Here is a 20,972-nt window from a genome sequence, read left to right as displayed (position 1 = left end):
ATTTTGTCCATCTCAATTACTTGCGTAAATTCGATGGACGCGTCTTATATCCCCATAGCTAAAGCAAGGGGTTTTACGACGCATTGGATAAGTTAATCCGTTATATAATCCACCCGGAGAAGTCACCTCCAGTCTTTCATCATAAACTGCGACCTGAATACAAGATTCATCCAACAGGTTACGGTGACAATGGGCGTTAATGATCATTTCCCTGATTGCTTCCGGTGGTAGCTCATATTTCTCTTTTCGCACCAATCCGTCAATTGTTGCTCCAAGTCGAATATTTCTCAATACAAAATCTACTGCTTCTTCGATTTGTGTATAGATTGGTCCTATAAATTCTCTCTTATCAAGAAATACTGCACGATCTATTCCCTTGAATACCGCACATTGGGTTTTAGAAAATGAGAAATAATCTGATGTCAGCAACGCATAGGCATTCGTTGCCAGAAGCTGTCCCTCACTCTGCTTTAAGATCTTCCAGTTTATCAGCTGCTCTTTCTTCACAGAATGCTCTGACATTCCTGCTTTTTTCCGGAACTTTTCAATATCCTGGCAAAGTTTCTCTGTAGCTTCTTCTGAAACTGGATATCCTACACAGGTAAGTTCATCCCAGGAGATTCTGTCTCCTTCCATCTCCAATTCTTTTATTTTCTCTGAAAATGCCTACCTTGATGTACCTGCAACACGGATATAAGTACCATTATCTTTTCCCTTTGATTTTAGATAATATGGTCTATTCTTTCCTGCTTCTACTGATACAACAATAACTGTTTTCCCGTTTACCGTCTGCGGCTCAATATCAGGAATGATCTGTGGCACACAGGAATCAGAAACTGCATTGGCAATTCCATCCATCAGCTGAAACAACACATCATTTTCCACACCAACAATCTGGTGTGTTTTATCATCTACTCCAAAAATCAGCTTGCCACCTTGTGTATTGGCAAAAGCTACGATTGTCTTCATGTACTTTTCACTTTTATCAGGTAAGGATACCTTGTACTCAATATTTTTCGATTTCCCGGAAAACATAGTATCTTCTACCATTCTTTCACTCCTAATCTATACTCGCACCATTGGTGCGAATAATTCTATTTCCAGAGTAAACCTCTCTGGATCATTAACACTATTATACATTCTATCCTTCTTTTCTAGCAAGCAAGAAAACAAAACAGTTCATTTTTTCTTACCATTTTCTTCTGTTCTTTTTAGATGCCAGATAAAGTCTCGTCATCTCATCCATGAAAGTAGTTTTGTCCTCATTGTTCATAGTTCCACTGGCAAATAAAGCAGCTGCCTGTTCAAGAATCTTCCTTGCCTGTTTAGCACCAGAATATTCACTTGGCTCATCATTACCCAAGCACACATTTCTCATGTAATTCTTTAATACAAGTCTCCCACATATCCATCTGCTTCCAGATGCATATAGCACTCATCCACCTTCTCTGATTCCAGAATCCGCAAAACGTGTTCCATACCTGTAGCAAGTTCTTTTGTTTTTAACTCTTCCAGCGGAATCCAATAAACTCTTCCTTCCTCAGAACTCTTTAATTCTCCGGTAAACTTATCCGCTTTATACAGGGTAATAACATAGTGCACTCCGCTCTTATGCCAATGATATAATCCTCCAAGCTTCGGTGCTTCAACCGTAAGTCCTGTTTCTTCCCAGACTTCCCGAATCATAGATTTCTGAAAAATCTCATTTGCTTCTACGTGACCGCCTGGAAAAGTTGTACCGGTATAGCTATCATTTACTTTATCCAGAGCCAGTACATTTCCTTTATGATCCTGAATCATACACATATTCATAAAACAGACCTTCTCAATCCGACTCTCTTCTTTTTCATTCAGAGATTTTCTGACATGTTTGTTGATATCCGATCGTTTGGATTTATAATGCTTAAAGACCTCTCCATACGGAATCCAGATTTCTAAATCTTCGATTTTTTCATAGACAGTATCCACTACTTCTTCCAAATGTTTGTCATTCGGAAAAGTGCATTTTTTCATATAATAATCTCTGGTTGCCTGAAACATCCATTCCGCAATCTTTTCTTTCTGCTTTATCTTTAACTGTGAATACTTCTTATTCGTTTGCAGTAGTCTCCCATCTATCATCTTATGGTTTTTCCGTGACATCGGTTTGACCTCTTTTCTTCTTTTTCGTTCAGATTTTACTATACCACAGAATCATGTCTGCGTCATACTTCTGAACTTCGATGTCCTCTTTTTCTTCTCTCAGTACCTTATTTATAGAGGGATCTTTTTTAAGGACTCTCTTCCGGCGGCTGTGCCACCGGTAAATAGCAAGGACAGGAAGTGTATATACACTTCCGAAAAACCAACAATTTAGGGAACCCTGCCCTAAATTAAAAACTCAGAAGTCACTACTTCGAAGAACCAATGAAAGGAGAATCTGCCTATGGCAAAGAGAAAAAGAAATATACAAATTTTGTTTTGTGTTTCCCCGGAAGAAAAGAAGCTGATTCGCAGAAAGATGATTGAATCAAAAACAAAAAATATGGGAGCTTACCTTCGTAAAATGGCAATCGACGCTTACATCGTCAACACCGACACTACTCCGCTAAAGAAACAGTATGAGGAAATGCACAAGATTGGCGTAAATATTAATCAGATTGCGAAAAAAGTAAACAGCACCGGAGATCTGTATCCGGAAGAAATGCAAGAATTGAAAGAGATGGTGAAAGAATTATGGCGTATCTTAAGATCTTCCCCATTAAAGTAACAGACAAGAAAGCTCTGGACTATATTACAAATCCAGATAAGACAGATGAAAAACTGTTAGTTTCCAGTTTTGGCTGTTCCCCGGAAACTGCAGATCTTGAATTTTCTATGACAAGAGAAATGGCAAAAAAGAATGGAATGGACAAAGGCGATAACCTGGCATTTCATCTGATCCAGTCATTTAAACCTGGAGAAGTTGATGCCGAAACTGCCCATCGCTTAGGACAGCAATTTGCAGATGAAGTACTAAAAGGAAAATATGAATATGTGATCAGTACCCACGTTGACAAAAATCATATCCATAACCACATCATCTTTAATGCAGCAAGTTTTGTTGATCATCACAAGTATGTTTCCAATAAGCGGAGCTACCATAAACTCTGCCGGATCAGTAATCGTATCTGCCATGAAAATGGACTTGCCACCAGTATGCCAACCGGAGAAAAAGGAAAAAGCTATAAAGAGAATATGGAATATCATCGTGGCACCAGTTGGAAAGCCAAGCTACGTGTCGCAGTTGATAAAGCAATCTGGACTTCCATCAACTATGAGGAATTTCTACAAAAAATGCAGTTAGCCGGATACGAAGTCCGCCAAGGAAAGCACTTATCCTTCCGTGCACCGGAGCAGAAGAACTTCACTTATATGAAATCTCTCGGAAGCTATTATTCCGAAGAAAATGTCCGCATCCGTTTGGCAAAAAATCGTAACAAAGTAAAAGCTCCAAGGCATCTGTCCAGAGAAGCTCGCCTGTATATCAATATCTCCACGTATGTTACAACCAGCAATCGAGAAGGATTTGAACGTTGGGCAAAACTCAATAATCTGAAAGAAGCGGCACGCACCTTCAACTATCTTTCCGAAAATAACCTGCTGAATTATGAAGATTTCCAACAGCATCTTTCTGATGTTGATGCTTCTGTTAAAGCGGCTGATCAGAGAATAACGCAAATCAACAATGAGCTGAGTACACAGAAAGTCATTCAGAAACACTGTGATTCTTACCGGCTCTGCCGAAAAGTGATTGAAGATTGCAAATCTGCAAAAAATCCAAAAGCATACCGCACCAAGCATCAGGCAGAATACCAGCCCCACGATTCACTAAAAAAAGAGCTTCAGGATCTCGGTGTTACCAAAATCCCAAGCTCCAATAAAATCCAGAAGCGGAGTGAACATCTTGAATCTGAACAGGCTGCTACTGTCCGAGAAAAACAGGAATTGCGAAAAAAGCAGAAGACACTGGATATCATTAGACAGAATTTCACAGCACTGCTCTATGCTCCTCAAATATCAAACAACGATATCAATCGTACCGTTGCATCAACACTTCAACATTAATGTCCGAAACGTTTTAAACCATATAACACAAGAAAACTGATTCCACCGCAATGGATCAGTTTTCTTTAATAATAGCTACTTCATTTTTCTCTTTTTATAGAATCCTACAATCAAACCAAGACTAACAATCTCTATTAAAAACCATGCACCTATATTTGTTGTATCTCCGGTTTTTACCGTATTTATTATTTTCTGAATAGTATTTGGTTTATCCGGTTTTGAAGGTGTCGGATTCTTTGGCTTGTCTGGATTGTTCGGTGGTGTTTCTGGTGAAACCCATTCAGCTTTTGGCTCTATCGTTACATTATATTCTATATTCCCATTGATTTCAGATGGAATATTAACAAGGAATGGAGCAGATTCAAATTTATCTGTACCACTTTCCACATTTCCAATCTGTGCAACCAGATAGATTCCTTCATCCAGTTCTCCAAAACTCGTGCGTCCAGAAGTATCTGTTTCTTGCGTTAAGCCAGAAATATTATTTTCCTTCGCAAATGCAAACAATTGTCTTGCTTGTTTTTCTCTTGCTTCTGCACTGGTATCTTGTAACGATATACCTGAATCTTTAAAATCATCTTCCCAGATCAGCTCATCATTTTTCATATATTGAATTGGAAATATCGAGAACTTTGCTCCGGAAAGAGTCACTTCTTTATCCGAACTATTTCTCCCCTTGCAAATAATTTGAATGCTTCCTATTCTACTTCCTGCTTCAGCATGGATTGTTGAAATATCTATAAAACTACCGACAAGAAAAAGCATAACGAATAAAATAATGTGAATACTTCTTATCTTCTTTCGCACCTTGCTTTCCTCCTTTTTCTATCTCGTATACTATAAATTACAGCTATCATCAGCCCTATGAAGATTACTATAATTGTTGCAATTAGCACTTTAGCAGTAAAAGATAACTCCGGTTTTATATTTGTATCCGGCTCTTGCTTCGTTGCCTCTTCATAAGGTATTCTCTCTCCACGTACTAAAAGTCTGTGTGTGTTAATTGCAAATGGTGTACAAGTAACAAGTGTTGCATAATCCTTACCAGGTTCAATAGACAAGCTATCTGTCTCTTGTGGCAAAACCGTTAATATCTGATCAATCTGATATGCCAGGGTTTCATCTAAAACTTTAATGTAAAAAATATCCCCTACTTCCAGTTTATCCATATTGGTAAATAGTGTTTTTGTCGGAAGACCTCTATGTCCGGTCAGAACTGTATGTGTACTTTCTCCACCAACCGGAAGAGATGTACCCCAGAAATGTCCGACACCTGCCTGTAACACAGTTTCACTTGTTCCATGATAGATTGGAAGTTCTATATTAATCTTAGGAATACGAATGTATCCCATCATTCCAGAACCATCTACGTTCAACAGTCCCTCATAGCGAGCATCTATTTCCACATCTTCCTGCGAAAATGGATCAATCAAATCAATATTCCCCAGCATTTCCTGATTGTATGCTCTCGCATCTTCCAGCATTTGCTCTTTTTCTGCCTTACTTAACTTTACGCTTTCCTCATCATAATAGGATACAACTTTGGAACCATTCTTTTCATTCAAATAACTACTAAACGTTGGATACAACAATACGGAGAATGCAACCAAAAGCACGATCAAACGAATAATATCTTTTATTGTTATCTTCTTTTTTTTCTTCTTACTCTTCATTCCATTCTCCCTGTTGTTATACTTGGAATTGCGGTTACCTTCCATGGAAGATAACCGCCCATTCCTTAAATATTATCTTGTATCTCTAGTAAAATTATTATGCTTCTTTTCTTTTGTCACGGATGAAGCTTACTGCTACACCGAATACAAGAAGAGCTGCGATTACAGCAAATGCGATTGCTCCACGTCCACCTGTGGATGGAAGGAGGGAACCAGTGCTGTTCTCGACTTTGACAATTTTGCCATCTACTGTTCCTTTATCTACAGTAAGAGTCCAGTCATTCTCATCCGCAGTAGTGCTCTTTGTGATGGTAACTTTAATAGCATCTGTCAGTTTATTGTAACCCTCTGGAGCCTTTGTCTCTTTCAGATAATAAGTTCCTGCTGCCAGACCATTAATGTGTAAGTTGTATCCGGTTCCTTCAAATTTGGTTGCAACTGTTACCATATCAGTAATCACACTAGGATCTGTTGATGCCTGATCAGCTGCATAAGAATATTTACCATCTTCATCTTTTTTTACTTTAATAGGTTTGCTTTCATCAATGGTACCTTCTGTAGTTGAAGCGTACAAAGTAAAATGTGCACCCGCTAAGATTTCTTCTGGATTACTATCTTTTTTAACCTTTAAGATATCTAACGGATAGGTCGGTGTCTTCACTTCACTCGGTGTTGTAGTTGTTGTTTCACCTGGTTTATTACCATACTCTAACTGAGCCTTGTTCTTTTCTGTTACAACTGCGGCTTTATTTACTTTTGCATAATATGTAACAGTAAATTCTTTTCCCTTGTTTGCCTGGTTAGCTCTTACCCATTCTGACAGGTCAAGAGACATTTTTCTATTGTTTGCTGTATCAAGTGTTGCTGTTGTAGGTGCTGTACTAGCATCTGTAACTCCTGCATCTTTAAATGCTACTTTTACATTAACTGTTGTAGCACCTGCTTCAAGAGCTGTTCCATTTGCATCGTTTACAAAATCAAGACCTTTAGTTAATTCATCATGGATTTTATATACATATTCAGCGTATCCTGTTGTATCCGGGATTGCACCTGTTACTGTATATGTTACGACATCACCGATATTTACTGTTGTTTTATCAGCTGTTTTATCAATGCTTGGTGCTTCTGTTTTTAAGTCTACTGTAGTTGTATCAGCATCTACAGTAACTAAAGAAGACTGAATCTCTTTTCCACCTGTTACATATACAAGATAGTAACCAGCTGCTAAATTATTAAATGTATAAGATGTTTTATTTTTTTCTGTGATTTTTCCAGAAGTTGTTGTTGCTTCTAACTTTCCTTCCAAAGCTTTTGTAGTAAAAGTATTTGCAAAATTCTGTACTTCAGTAGCGTTATCAGATCCAAGTTTAGTAACTGTAGCTGCAAAATCTTCATCTTTAGAAGTTTCAGCGATATTTAATACAGTTGCCAATGTTTTCTTATAAGTCTCATTTACTGTATAAGCATAGTTCTTGTTCTGTCCTTCGCCTGACTCTGTTACATCAAATAATTTGTACAGATTAATTGTCTGACCTTTCAGATTCTGTGCTGGTTCTGTTGTTTTTACATTAACTGTAAGTGTGTGTGTTCCTGTTGCTCCTTCTGCGGCAAATGCTGTGACAGACATAGCCATCATCATAATCGCCGCCAGCATTAATGCCATGATTTTTTTCATTCTCTTCATAACAATTGTCTCCTTTTCTTGAGAATTTTTCTTTTATAGTTTTTCTGCTTTTTTATTTTCCTTGCATTTTTTATATCTCATTATGAAATATACCAGGAAAAGCAGAACAGCTATCAGGTAAATCAAATAGCTTCCGTATCCTCCGGTATCCGGAAGACTTGGGAAATGTTTATTAGTTATTGTGAAGGTAAATCCATCTTGCGATTTATTTATCGTTGTTGTATAACCATCCACTTCTGCTTCTGTGATGGAATACGTATAATAATAAATTTCATCTCCATCTGTCTTGTATGCCGGGAGTTCCTTTATCACCTCCTGCCATTTAGATTTATCGATGGAACCTTCTATTTTGTAACTCTCGTAACCTGGTACTGGTTCTGTCATTTCATTTCCTGCCTTATCTTTCCAGGTACGTGATATTGTTACCGTAATACTGTTTGGTCTTGACTTATCAAAATTGTTTAAATCCTTCCAAACTTTATTGATTGTCAGCTTGATATGTTCATCACATGGATCCTGTGACTCGGATGGCTCCGGAGTACCACTTTCTCCTGTGTTCAATGTTGTTTTAGTATCTGCCATCAATACTGCTTTTGCCGACGATTCATATGCTTTCAGTTCTGCTGTCGTTGACGATGTATCATCTGTCAGCTTTGCATTTTTCAAAGTATCATAGCTTTTTACCGAATTCATATGGCCCAGTGTGTAAATATCCCATCCACTGGAAGCGTCTTTTTCATAGCTGAGATTCAACCTGTCTGAATTCTTTTTGATCTGATCCAGTGTCTTCTCCAGCTTTCTATAAATACGGTAATTGTTGTCCTCACCTTCCACTTTTTCCAATGTGTTGAACTTATATTGTGAATCTAATTTACTTATTCCGCTAAATGGTCCGACAAGATCTTTTGTTCCACGAACCACATCACAGTAATACATGTTGTTATTCTTCAAAAGTCCTTCATCGTTGAATCCAACAAAGCCACCACTTCGTCCGTCTTTAGCATCACCATCATTGTTATTTCCGGCACCACCGGCATAGACATCATATCCATGACTGACACCGTAGACATTACTATCTGTAATTCTTGTTCGATTGGCCTTGATCAGACTCACACTGATATTGGATTTGGCATCATTATCATCCAAAAGTCCATTTTCATTACATGGAAGTTTGATGGATGAATCTCCGATCGTAATAATTGCAAGGTCTGTCTGTTGGTCGTTATCCGTTGACTTCTTTGAAAGTCCTACAGAGATATCCAATCCAAGCAGATTTACGTGAAGTAGTTTGCCATCATACAGTGCATCCACTTTAATAATTCCAAGATTAATCTTCAGAAGATTGGAGTCCTGGATTTTATCCAGATACAATGCCTTTATAAGTTCATTAACAAGTGAGAATATTACATTCACTGCTCCAGAATCCAACTTCAAATCTGCAAGATAAGCGAAACTTGTTCGTCCTGCAAAGCCGCCGGCTGTTCCACCTGACGCTACCTGTTTCAGTCCAATTTTCTGGTTCGTCTTGTCACCTGCTGTACAATTCGACATTCTTGCAAGATTTGCATATCCGATAAATCCTCCGGCAATCTGCTCATCTCCATTTGTACTCTGCACGGTGTAACCGTCATCCGTTCCTGTAACTGCACAGTCATCAATGTGAGAACCAAAAATGTCCATAACTCCAAGTGCTCCACCGAGCAACTGTCCTTTATTATTTCCAAGAACGTCAATCTTATCTGCCTTAACCACTCCACTCTTTCCAGAATAGCCAACAAATCCACCGACACTATTTAAACCTCTTACATTACTTAAGCTCGTTACTTTGCTGTTTTTTACAGAACCATTTAACAGCGATCCACCAAATCCTCCGGCCGTTCCGCTATATGTAACCTGATTGTTCTGTCCGGATTTTATTGCTGTGTTTGCGCTGACACTTAAGCCAGCATCTTTACTTCCGTTTACAGTTCCGTAATATACGTAACTTCTAAACGCATCCAACACATCGGTTCTACCAAGCTGCAAAAGTTTATCCAAAAGAGATGTTTCACTTCCTGCACTGATATTGGCAACTCCGGCTACATCAGCAACACCGAAGCATCCTCCGGCATATTCACCTGCGACTACGGAACGGATATTCTGTACAGAAACTCCTGCCTCTTCCGTATCCTTCTTGCCGAGTACCGTTCCTTCCAGATTTCCGGCAAATCCTCCGGCTGCTTTTGCATAAGAAGTGTTATTTCTTCCACTTGCATAAGCACCATTTACGATGATTCCCCAGTCATCCCAGGCTTCCACATCTGCATAACGGATAGTTGCGACTGTGGCATTTAATACTTTTATCAAATCTGCCGGTTTACTTAACAGTTTGTTCAGAAGCTGGCTAAGTAATCCTTCTCCGGCAGTAGGATCCACTGTTGCTACACTTCCTGGTCTTGAGCTTCCGACGAATCCACCAACATAGCTTCTTCCTTCAACTCGTCTTAGCTTTGTGACCTTGCAGCGTGCATCATTTTCGCCCCAGATCTGCCCACCGATCAGTTTTCCTACATAACCTCCGGCATAACCACAGGTATCCTTGTCATCTACACCTTCTGACTGGACAATCAGTCCACTCTGATAACCATCTACCGAAGATTTCTTGATTACTGGCACAAAGACATTAAGTACCTGCAGCATTTGTCCTAATTGCAGATTAAGACCGAGGATATCAACTCCTCCAAGCTTTGCTGCTCCGCCGTTTATCATTTCACCTGCAAAACCGCCGGCGCATCGAAGCCCTTTAATTGTCTTCGCCTGATAAGCCTGTCCATTTGTAATAGTTCCGGTCTGCATTGATCCGACATAGCCACCGGCTGCTCCGCCATTTGCCAGTTTTGTCTCATCTCGGTAATTGACTCTTCCTGCTACAACATTGTATCCGTAAGCATACTTTCCGATGATTGCATCCAGTTCAGCCTGATTCCTTACTGTTCCATGCTCCGCAAGATCACTTCCGTAACCACCCTTTTTTCCGACAAACTCCACCCATTTATTCCAGGTTTCATAATCCATCAAGGCAAGTGGTCCGTAAACTGCCGTATTTTCTTCTGTCGGATAAACAACGCTAAGTGCTCCCAGGATGTTATCTACCTTTACCAATCCCCATAATAAGGACAGGTTTCCGGTGCTTGCAGTATCTGCTGACTCCATAAGTCCTGTAAAACCACCGGCAATTTCTTCTCCGTATACAGATCGGATCCGGACTGCTTTGCAGACACTTGTTGGTCCAGTATAAGCTTTACCTTTCCAATTCTTTGTATTGTTTCCCCAGATATGACCGCCTTCATTATGCCCTGCATACCCTCCGGCCATACCTCGTTGTACTTGTGTTGTTGAATCCGCATCCGCACGAACTGCACCACCACAAGGAACACAAGTCGTAGAGCTGTTTCTGATTGTCGGCACAAAGTCCTCCGCCAATGATGCCAATGTATCTGACACATCAACAAGACCACCTAAGATACCCGTATCGCCAAGAACATTTGCCACATTTCCTGGTTCCAGATCTCCCACATAACCACCAGCCGTAATCTGTCCAATGATATATGAGAAGTTATTTTCGTTGGAATCCTGAATGTGTCCACCGGAAATCTTTCCGGCAAATCCTCCTGCATCACCAAGTATGTCATTTGCCGATGCATCAGATGCTGTATTTTTCCAGGTCGCTTTTACTGCAAAACCGCCAACATTTCCTGTAACATTCGAATGTTCTATTGTAGAAACAACAACATTCAATGCATCCAGCACATGATTGATTTCTATCGAGTTGCCAAGTACACTCAAACCTTTTCCAACGGAAGCTGCAGAACCGATATCCATATATCCGATATATCCACCTGCATATCTGGCACCAGTTACTGCATATGTGCTTTCATTTTCATCATAGTATGTTGGTGCTTCATCTGCTTCCAGATCCTTCGGTTCCTTTACAGTAGTGTGCTTCAGATTCGTAACATCACAGTAGCTTACCTGTACACCGCTTCCGTAACCGATAAATCCTCCGGCACTTCCGGAATGACTGTCCTCTGATTTCGTCTTGTTGGCAGTAACAGTAAATCCGTTGTCTGACTTGACTCCGGCATACTGCACATATGGAATGTAGGCATTGATCAGATTAAGCAGATCTCCAACATTTATATTCAGACCTTTGATTCCTCCGAGAATGCTGATTCCACCTCCAGCATCTGCCAATGCTCCGGAGTAAACATTTCCACCAAAGCCTCCGGCATAAGACTGCCCGTTTACATGATCCAGATTGTATACAGAATAATAGTTACCTTCTCCTGCATCCTGGTTGTTAACCGTTCCACTCTGGAAGTTTCCGGCAAAACCGCCTGCTGTATCAGCAGCAACTCCGCCTTTATCAACATAAGTAACCGTGCACTCTGTATAAGAAGGAAGCAAGTACTTGACAGCACCTAACAACTTATTTGCATTTAACAAAGCTTTGACATCCGCTTCACCAGCTACATCTGCAAGACCTCCGGTCTGTGAGGAACCTACAAATCCTCCGGCAAAACCATCTTTATCATTTGCTGTTACTTCTTTTAAACTTTTCACATCGGACTTAATGATCTCACAACTGTTACTCTTTCCGATGAAACCACCAGCTGTATAATCCACTACTTCGCCGTTGGAATTTGTACCTGTTGCTTCTACAGTCATGCCTCCTGCGATGCCATTTACATGAGCTTCGTTGATTTTAACTCTGACACCTTCTGCCACAGAAAGCAGATTTTCAACTTTCAGCAAGTTATTAAGTCCCAACAGGTTCAAAGTCAGTCCGTTTCCACCTGCCAGATCTCCCGGGCCTGCACAACCGATAAAACCACCGACTCTGTTTTTTGCTGTAACAGATTTTACCTGATTCAATGTTACAGTATCCACATCTCCACCAACAGCCTCGCCAATCGCTCCGCCGGTATAATTTTCTTTTGCTTCAACTGTATATCCATCATTTACTCCCGTCACCGTTACATGATGCACAGTAAATCCAAGGAAGTTTCCGATTCCAAGTGTATTATTTAAAAGTCCTGTGACATTTGCTGTTGTTACACTTCCGGCAATACCTCCGGCACGATTTTCACCTGCCGTAACTGTTTTTAATCCTGTGAGCACATTATCTCTTCGGGCTACACTGCTCGCATCCCCTACGCCATGTTTCCAGTACGGAAGTTTATTTAAATATTCGAGACTGGATTCTGCAATATAGACACCATCACCACCACCCAGAATACCACCGGAATAACTCTTACCAGCCTCAACCGAAACCGATGAACAATCCATGTTACATCCCAGGATTGCTGATGGTGCAATTCCTACAAGTGACAAGAGCATACCTGCTTTTTCCGGATCACTGGACAAAAGGCCCGTCAACAAGTCTTTTACCGTTGTTAAAAGGCTTACATCCTTGACTTCTTTATTTCCAAGGTTTGTAATCCACCCAACTGTTGAAATACCACTCACACCACCGGCATAACTTCCACTTGCTTTAACTGCGATGCTTCCATTCGCTCCGCAGTTGACCGCATAACTGTTTGCCTGTGCTCCTACGATACCGCCTTGATAATTTTCACCAGATACTGAGACATTGCATCCTGTCAGATTGCAATTTAACAAGATACTCTGTGGCTGCATTACTCGGATAAGTTCAACACCTACATCACTTAACAATCCACGGATTTCCGCATCTCTGCTGATTCCTGCAAATCCTCCGCCGTATTCTTTTGCCGTTACAGAATAACTACTGTTTTTCACGGAGCAGTCAAAGATTCTTGTTCCTACCTGCTGTCCTACGAAACCACCGGCATAATCTTTATCGGCAGATCCGATAGTTCCTGACAGATTCTCTACATGGCAGTTTTTGATATTTACATTTTTGTATCCAGTAGGAATTAAACTATCAACCGGCAATGCATTGTCTAGAAGAATTGTAATCAAATCTCCAAGTCCAAGTCCCGGAATTGCATTTAACAATGATGATAATGCATTCACCGTTACTCCAAGAGCTTTTGACAATCCGTCATACTGTGTTACGCCTTCTGTATAACCGACAAACCCACCAGTACGATCATTAATGTTCGAAACACTGACCTCTCCTGTCACATCACAGTTTTCAATGGAAACATCTCCCACCAGCCTTCCTGCAAATGCACCTGTTGCATAAATCGTCGGATCCTTTGCTCTTGCATTTAAAAGTGCTGATAATGTATCTTTTAAATTCAGGTTTACGTTTCCAAATGTTAAAACTCCTACTAATAAATCAACTACACCACCTACAAGCCATCCAAGCCCTGATGTAAGTCCACTTATTATGGTCTGAGTGTTTTTATGTTCATTCGTGTTATTTTGTACATTTACATTTTGTAATTCCAGATTTGATACGGAGACTGTTCCGGCGCTGACACCAATATTGTTTACATTAACCTCATTCGTAATTGTTCCAAAAAATCCAATTCCTATGTACTTAGAGCCATCCATTGCTTCTGTCTGGTTCACATTCACATTAGAAATCACAGGTCTTCCAGTTGCCAGAATAGTGTTTCCATCCGTAATCTTTGTTTGTCCATCTGCTAACTTTGCACCTTTGATGTCCCCCGACACCATAAGTGGTGTCCAAAGATCATCTTCATTATTTGAGTTCACACCATCCTTTGATAAGTCAATATCTCGGAAAATGATGTAATTTGCATTGGATGAATATTTTAAACCACCATATTCTTGCTTTAACTTCATCAGACTCGCTGTTTTATTGTCAGGCAACCCCTGGTCGTTAACGCCACATAAACTACCAGTTCCTACTGTAAGACCACCCAATAATGTCCCTAACAGTCCGCCTACTCCCTTCAGTAGACCCGTAACAATATCATCGCTTGTCAAATCGACATCTGCCAGCTTATACTTACCATTATCTTTATAATATAGATATGAGTTTTCTCCTTTGACATTGTCCGGCTTTTGACTTATAAGACCGTGGGTAGTTGCACCTTCTTTTGCTACAGCATCCAAGCCAAGGTCCGCATCTCCCGGATAATAAGGACTGTAAAAAGGATCGCTACCAACCAGACCACTTACCAAGCCCGGTTTGTAATAAACATACAGTCTTGGGGTTACACTCTTATTGCTTCCAATCGCCCGCAGCTGTGACTCATTTCCGATCAGAATATATTTCTTCCCGGAAACTTCTACATATAGCTGTCCTGGTTTTGTTCTTCCATCTGCATGCTCACCATCTAGCCATTGAACTCCATCCGCCGCTTTTTCTGTCAATTGATCTGCAACTAATTCCGGCTTATCTGAATTAAACTTCTGCGATAACACATAATTATGAGACTTACTATAAGTCAGATACTCCTGATCATCTCCATCCGGATAAATCATCTGCCCCATACCAAACTGTGGTGCATCATAATCCAATGACATAACTGGTTCCGTTTCAGATTCTTCCTGTGCAAGCACCATTAACTGATATGGGTTATAAATGTAGATGGTGTCCGTTTCTTTGTCATAGAGAGTCGGTGTTTCATTTTCTTCTATTTCCGTACCCGTGATAGTTCCGGTAAAGGAATCCGGCACTGACCACATCTGTTCCAAGTTCATCTGGATGTCATTCATCAAAATGTATTGGGCATCTGCACCGTATTTCAGCTCTGTGCCTTCACTCTTTACCACATCTCCAGAACCAATCTTTCCATCCTTATCACCTGTGTAAATATAAGCATCTGAACCAATCTGTTTTAATTGTTCAAAATTATAAATGCATATTTTACTATCCTTATAATAAGCCTCTATATTATCTGTTGATTCCGCTTTAACATTTTCACCGGAAGATTCCGATTCGTTATTCTTTGAGTTTTCATTTGTTTCCTCCGATATCTTAGATTCGGATTCCATGGTGCCATTTATTTCATCTGAAACTGTGGATTCGGTTGATGCTTCATCATTGCTCATATTGGTTTCATCAGAAAGGTCCACTTGACTCGTGTTGGTACCTGATGGATTCAGATCTGCTGCATCCGCAATATTCACTTGAGAAAATAAGATAGCCATACATAGTATGACTGCGATAATTCTGTTCTCTATCCTTCTTTTTTTCTTCATATCTGGACCTCTAATCTTTTGCCTTCACTTGTTACTTTAATTTTGCCTTTTTAACCAGTTTTGCTGCTTTGCTGCCGCCGTCAAGCACTGAATCAGTTTTTTAGAAAACGCTCCGCATTCACCATTTGAAATCATCTGTATTGCCTCTTCAGGTTCATACTTTCTTTTGTATGGACGATCATTGATCAATGCATCGTAAGCATCAACAATCCCAACGACCTGCGCACACATTGGAATCGCATTTCCTTTTAAACCATCCGGGTATCCTGATCCATCATATCTTTCATGGTGATGTCTGCATATTTCATAACTATATTTGTTCAGCTTTTCCGTTGTTATCCCCTCTGGAAATCTCTGGGTCATCGCTGCACCTACTAATGGATGTTGCTTTACTACATTCATTTCTTCATCCGTCAATTTTCCATTTTTATTTAAAATTTCAATTGGTACTTTTATCTTTCCAATATCATGAATCGGTGCCAAATGAGCTACTGACGCAATTTCTTCATCCGTAATCCCGTATTCTGGATATTTTTTCTGCAATTGAAGATATACCTGTTTCGTATAGAAACTGATGTCATCTTGGTACCCTACTTCAACTAAATGATTATGATTCAATACAGTAGTTAAAAGTGATACCATATCCCAATACTGCTTTGTCATATCTTGTTCTTTTTTTATGAGTTCTCGTTCCATCTTTATAACTGTGTTCTGGACAATTTTCTCATTATGTAAGGTAATAATTGCAGTATTCTCATTTGCATCTATATATTTTTTTGCTTCCATCCAAACATATGCATTCTTATCTTTTCCAGTAATTCTGCGATACGGAAGATCTTGTTCCTCACATCCATCAACTAGTCTTTCTCCTAATCCTTCACTTGATAAGAAGTCATGAACCATTTTTTTGTCAGAAGCATACACGTATCTTTCTACATATTGGCTTATGAACTCTTCATAGCTTTCTGTTTTTCTTACTTTCTCGTACACTTCACGGATATGTGAATACACACACTCGTAGCTTTTTTCCTTTAAGTTCAGTTTTAATACAACATAAAATCGTCCAAAATATTCATCTTCTCCAGGGCGAATAACGTCTGAAACCTTTACACTCTCTAATTTATTATTGTATGTATTCTGCAAACTCAACAATATTTTATGTATCTTGCAGGTATCTTCTAAATTTCTGGAACAAAATCGATCTTCTTCCAAACAACGATTAATTGCCATTGTTTCCTCTACGCACGATATAATATCCATTAAAGAAATGTTCTCCGGTTGTTTTGCCAGCATATAGCCACCATTTGTACCTTCACAGGCAGTGACTATTTTTGCATTTTTCAGTTTTTTCGCTATTTTAGGAACATAATTAGCAGAAACATTTAGCTTCCGTGATAATTCTGATGTAGATACCATCCGTTCCTGTGCTGCTAAGTAACACACAATTCTAATTGCGTAATCTGTTGAATTTTTTAGTTGCATCGTTATCCCTCTAATCTAAACCCTGCAAGGTCTTAGTTTGTATCAAAAAAATACTATCCTCTGTAGCAGTGATTCTTTTCCTGAAATATTTTCTCATCAGTTTCCCAATTATACAGATTGAAACCGGTTAATATAATGTACAATCAATGAAAATATTTATCCGTTTTTTTGTAAAATCTGTTCCATTGTATCGATATTCTCCATTAATATCTTTTTATGAACTTCGTTCAAAAAAAAGAAACCATGCCTCAACACGATTTCTCTTTCTTTTTCTATTCTATTTCTTTTAACATTTTATAAATAATCAGACCATTACTGACTGCCAGCACTTCATTTGCATTGTCAAAATTAATTCCAGAAATTTGTTTTATTTTTTCAAGTCTGTAAGATATCGTTCTATAATGAACAAACATTGCACCTGCAGTTTTCTTGATGCTTTGGTTATTTCTAAGATACATCTGCAAGGTTGTAATCAATTCTCCCTTATGTTCATCCTCATATAAATATAATTTCTTTAATGTTTCCGGAATGCATCTTTCCAATTCCGTCATATCATCAACTTTGCCGAATATCTGGAAAAATCCGAGGTTCGAATAATGTACTACTGACTTATTCTTATCACCAGTCACCAGGCGGATAATCTCAATATACTTGATAGCCTGACTTGCTTCGTAATAAGATTCTTTCAATCGTTGATACCCTTCCACACTTTTTCCTATACCAATCTGAAAGTCTGTATCTTTCTTTCTATAAAGGATGCTTCGCTGGATAACCTCCTCTATTTCTTCCATCTCTTTCTGATATTCCAGTTCTGTCTGATTGGAATCTACCTGTTGAATCATAACAATCTGATCCATATTTCTGTAAATAAGCGCATCCGGCAAAAGATGCATCAATTCACCCTCGATAACACCTACTTCGTGAAGCTGTTCTTTTGTATATTTTCTTTGTACATTTTTTGTGATGGTATGAAAATCAACAACCCTGTAAGTATCGCTTTCTTTCATTCCGAGCTGTGCTGCCGCTTCAGTCATTTCTTTCGAACTCAGTAATCCATTCAGAATATTATGGATAATATCTCTCTGATACTTCTTTTTCACTTCATCCTGTGCAAATTCACTCAAAAATTCATACTGCAAGTTAATAATCGCATTCTCGATTGCCATATAATCAAGTTCTATCAGTTCTCTATTTTCTTCTGTTATTGTTATATATATATCCACCTCACTCAATATGGCAAATTTCACTATATATTGAACACAGCTTCCTTTCATCTGCTTCATATATTGAAATTTCGTAATAATATTGGGTTTATATGGCTGAATTTCATCTGACAATATTAACTTGGAGTTATCCAAGTTTGTTGAAACCATACAATTAAGATTACCATAATACAATACAACAGGATTCTCGATCATGATGCTTAAAAATTTGATAATATCACTTGCTGTATTGCTTGATCCATTATTTTTTAAAATAAACGTATTAAAATTATCATGTGTAATTTTAAAATACTTTAAGCGTGCAGTGTCTTTATCGAATACCTGCATCATAACATGACGGATAATTCCCCAGTAATATAAATCTCCTGGAATTTCTACCAGAGGAATTTCATATTTTTTGCAGTGTTTTTCTAATAAACTCAATCTGCGTCCTGTAGGATCATATTCTTTTCTTTTCTTTACAATGAATCCACTTATATCACTTTTAACTAAATCTTCAAAATGCTGCTCTACTTCTCGATCACTGCATGATAAATATACCTGAAGACTGGTTATGAGTATTTCACCACCCGTCAGGTATCGCTCCATATCTTCAATTTCGATTATTCGAATGCCTTTCACTTCCAAATCTAGACCTTTTTCACCGCAAAGCAGCTTCATTTTTGGAAATTGTTCTGATTCAAGTAATTTTCTTACAGTATATGCCATCGTTACTCCTTATCCATTGCCAAATCAATACAACATAATATCTGTTATGTTGTTTATGGACAGATTAAGTTTCGTACGATATAATGTTAAATAACACCCTGCTATCTGTTATGCTGTTCATATTACATAGTTCCTTTCTGATTTTTTGGTAGCTGTGCCCTATTTAAGTACCGCTCTTGGTAAATTGGCTATAATCTTTATTATTTTTATTGCTTAAAGTTCTCTTTTAGAGAAAATGAATGACTTGCAGAAATAGGGTAGAACAGGTTAATAGAGGCACTGTACAACATAACAGATATTATGTTGTACATTCCAATATTTCCTGTTCGACAATCTTATCCAGCTTCTTTTGAAACACTGTTTCTGTAGTTGCTGTATATATTCTCGTTACATTGATACTGCTATGTCCAAGTAAATCAGCAAGACCTGTAATATCTTTTGTCACTTTATAATAAATTCTTGCAAATAGATGTCGAAAATTATGCGGGAATATTTTTGATTCTGCTACTCCTGCCTTTTCTTTTAATCGTTTCATTTCTCTCCAAATATTACTTCTGTCTTTTAACTTCCCATTTTTCGTGACAAATATCCAACCTTCTGCTATTTGGTTATTATGGCAATAGGAAAGAAGTTTCCTTTGCAATACCTTCGGCAAAAAAATCCTTCTATACTTTCCTTTATTATAAATCTCTATCTTTCCAGATTTTACACGCTCCACTGTAAAAAATTTTATTTCGCTAATCCGAATTCCTGTACATGCTATTGTTTCAATACACAATGCAAGCTGTTCTTTTCCTTCTGCCATAGCTGTTGCAATCAATTTCCTGCATTCTTTTTCTGTCAATTCTTTCTGATCCTGTAAAAAAGGCTGCTTCTGCACTTTTATTCTTTTCACTTTCAGCTTTCCTACATTCAAAAATTCCAGGAACTGATTCAAGGCGGCAAGCATTGAATTAACACTATTGACAGCATATTTTTGAGCAAGCCATTCTTTATATTGCAACAATACTTTTTTATTGATCCGCTTATCATCTGCCAAAAAAGATAAAAACTTTTTTATATCTGCCATATATTTATTGATTGTTGCTTTTGCATTTTCTTTCTGGTATAGATAATCTGCAAATTTTTCTATCTCACTTTCTGATAGCTCTATTGAAAAATCCATCTGTTCCATAATCATAGTCCTCCTGAGAATTCATTTTCTTTCATTATAGCTGTTCGCTTTTTCGTATTCCCATACACTACTTTTTCTACTTGTTATGCATCCAAGATTTTTCAATATTTATCTCCGATTATATATCGTATTGTTGATTTTAGTCAACAGTAGACGCTTATTTTTATCATCTATTGTGGATATAATTTAACAATACGAGAGGAGATGTCTTATACTAATGTCGGATAGCGAATTATGTTTACAGGAAATCGGAAAAAGAATTATGGATCGTCGAAAAAAGCTGGGACTCACTCAAGAAGCACTTGCAGAAAAAGGGGAAGTCACTACCCAGTTTGTTTCTTATGCTGAATCAGGGAAGCGAGCAATGAGGCCTGAAAATCTGCTAAAAATCTCCTCTGCTTTAGAAGTAAGTGCCGATTATTTACTCACTGGTGAAATTATAGATAAGGATCTGTTGATTCTTTCAGATAAGCTCCGCCGACTCACGCCTTCACAGGTACGCACAGTTGAAGCTATTATAGATGAATGTAACAACCTTTTTAATCAGAAAGAAATTACCCTTCTCTCTCAAAAAAGGTAAGTGCAAAATAATTCGACGGATTGTGTTGCCCTAAAAAATATCCCATAATAATCAATAGAGAATGCAAGCATTTTACTTCATCTTTTCTTGCTAGAAATGATAGGTGCGAGCATTTTACTCTATTCAAGTTATGGAGGTGTGCTCATGAAAAGCAAAAGAATACCTGTCGAAGAACAATACCGTCTCATCATGGAATGCCGTCAAAGTGGATTGACAGATC

At 38.5% G+C, this 20,972-nt stretch carries 14 protein-coding genes; 3 read left to right on the top strand and 11 right to left on the bottom strand.

All coding sequences use genetic code 11. From position 1 onward, the window contains the following. Positions 1–12 precede the first annotated feature (12 nt). The 4 genes from DWZ44_RS18840 to DWZ44_RS17200 all read right to left on the bottom strand — a co-directional run bounded on the left by DWZ44_RS18840 (position 13) and on the right by DWZ44_RS17200 (position 2,142). Positions 13–636 carry a hypothetical protein gene (locus DWZ44_RS18840; protein ID WP_243002148.1) on the bottom strand — a complete coding sequence of 208 codons (624 nt, stop codon included), beginning with the start codon at positions 634–636 and terminating at the stop codon, positions 13–15. A 30-nt stretch (positions 637–666) separates the two neighbouring features. Continuing rightward, the gene (locus DWZ44_RS18835; RefSeq protein WP_243002146.1) at positions 667–1,050 is read right to left on the bottom strand and encodes an AlbA family DNA-binding domain-containing protein; all 384 of its coding nucleotides are present in this window, start codon (positions 1,048–1,050) and stop codon (positions 667–669) included. A gap of 139 nt (positions 1,051–1,189) precedes the next feature. Next, a complete protein-coding gene (locus DWZ44_RS18320) occupies positions 1,190–1,363 on the bottom strand; it encodes a hypothetical protein (RefSeq protein WP_158565955.1) in 174 nt (57 codons plus the stop codon). Positions 1,364–1,386: 23 nt separating this feature from the next. Next, positions 1,387–2,142, bottom strand: a complete 756-nt coding sequence (locus DWZ44_RS17200) for an 8-oxo-dGTP diphosphatase (RefSeq protein WP_117805390.1) — start codon at positions 2,140–2,142, stop codon at positions 1,387–1,389. Positions 2,143–2,425: 283 nt separating this feature from the next. Between DWZ44_RS17200 and DWZ44_RS17195 the strand changes: the two genes are divergently transcribed. Beyond that, complete coding sequence (locus DWZ44_RS17195) at positions 2,426–2,749, top strand: MobC family plasmid mobilization relaxosome protein (protein ID WP_117805389.1); 324 nt, start codon at positions 2,426–2,428, stop codon at positions 2,747–2,749. Then, positions 2,716–4,086 (top strand): relaxase/mobilization nuclease domain-containing protein, encoded by a 1,371-nt coding sequence (locus tag DWZ44_RS17190; RefSeq protein ID WP_117805388.1) that lies wholly within the window; start codon positions 2,716–2,718, stop codon positions 4,084–4,086. The genes DWZ44_RS17195 and DWZ44_RS17190 overlap by 34 nt, the downstream gene beginning before the upstream one ends. Positions 4,087–4,161: 75 nt before the next feature. Here DWZ44_RS17190 and DWZ44_RS17185 read toward each other — a convergent pair whose 3' ends face one another. The 7 genes from DWZ44_RS17185 to DWZ44_RS17155 form a co-directional block, all read right to left on the bottom strand. Further along, complete coding sequence (locus tag DWZ44_RS17185; protein WP_117805387.1) at positions 4,162–4,893, bottom strand: hypothetical protein; 732 nt, start codon at positions 4,891–4,893, stop codon at positions 4,162–4,164. Further along, positions 4,878–5,759, bottom strand: coding sequence for a class C sortase (locus tag DWZ44_RS17180; protein WP_117805386.1), 882 nt, complete (start codon positions 5,757–5,759; stop codon positions 4,878–4,880). The genes DWZ44_RS17185 and DWZ44_RS17180 overlap by 16 nt, the downstream gene beginning before the upstream one ends. 97 nt (positions 5,760–5,856) lie before the next feature. After that, complete coding sequence (locus DWZ44_RS17175; protein ID WP_117805385.1) at positions 5,857–7,443, bottom strand: SpaH/EbpB family LPXTG-anchored major pilin; 1,587 nt, start codon at positions 7,441–7,443, stop codon at positions 5,857–5,859. 33 nt (positions 7,444–7,476) lie between these two features. Then, positions 7,477–15,585 carry a Cna B-type domain-containing protein gene (locus DWZ44_RS17170; RefSeq protein WP_117805384.1) on the bottom strand — a complete coding sequence of 2,703 codons (8,109 nt, stop codon included), beginning with the start codon at positions 15,583–15,585 and terminating at the stop codon, positions 7,477–7,479. Positions 15,586–15,621: 36 nt separating this feature from the next. After that, positions 15,622–17,067 (bottom strand): Rrf2 family transcriptional regulator, encoded by a 1,446-nt coding sequence (locus DWZ44_RS17165; protein WP_117805383.1) that lies wholly within the window; start codon positions 17,065–17,067, stop codon positions 15,622–15,624. A 272-nt stretch (positions 17,068–17,339) separates the two neighbouring features. Continuing rightward, positions 17,340–18,998, bottom strand: a complete 1,659-nt coding sequence (locus tag DWZ44_RS17160) for a PucR family transcriptional regulator (protein ID WP_117761203.1) — start codon at positions 18,996–18,998, stop codon at positions 17,340–17,342. Positions 18,999–19,296: 298 nt separating this feature from the next. Next, the gene (locus DWZ44_RS17155) at positions 19,297–20,172 is read right to left on the bottom strand and encodes a tyrosine-type recombinase/integrase (protein ID WP_242998507.1); all 876 of its coding nucleotides are present in this window, start codon (positions 20,170–20,172) and stop codon (positions 19,297–19,299) included. Positions 20,173–20,389: 217 nt separating this feature from the next. On the opposite strand from DWZ44_RS17155, the gene DWZ44_RS17150 reads away from it, so the two are divergent. Beyond that, a complete protein-coding gene (locus tag DWZ44_RS17150; protein ID WP_117805382.1) occupies positions 20,390–20,752 on the top strand; it encodes a helix-turn-helix domain-containing protein in 363 nt (120 codons plus the stop codon). Positions 20,753–20,972 lie beyond the last annotated feature (220 nt).

The organism is Blautia sp. AF32-4BH (assembly GCF_003460565.1).
Classification (GTDB): domain Bacteria; phylum Bacillota; class Clostridia; order Lachnospirales; family Lachnospiraceae; genus Fusicatenibacter; species Fusicatenibacter saccharivorans.
This window is presented reverse-complemented; position numbering and strand designations above follow the sequence as displayed.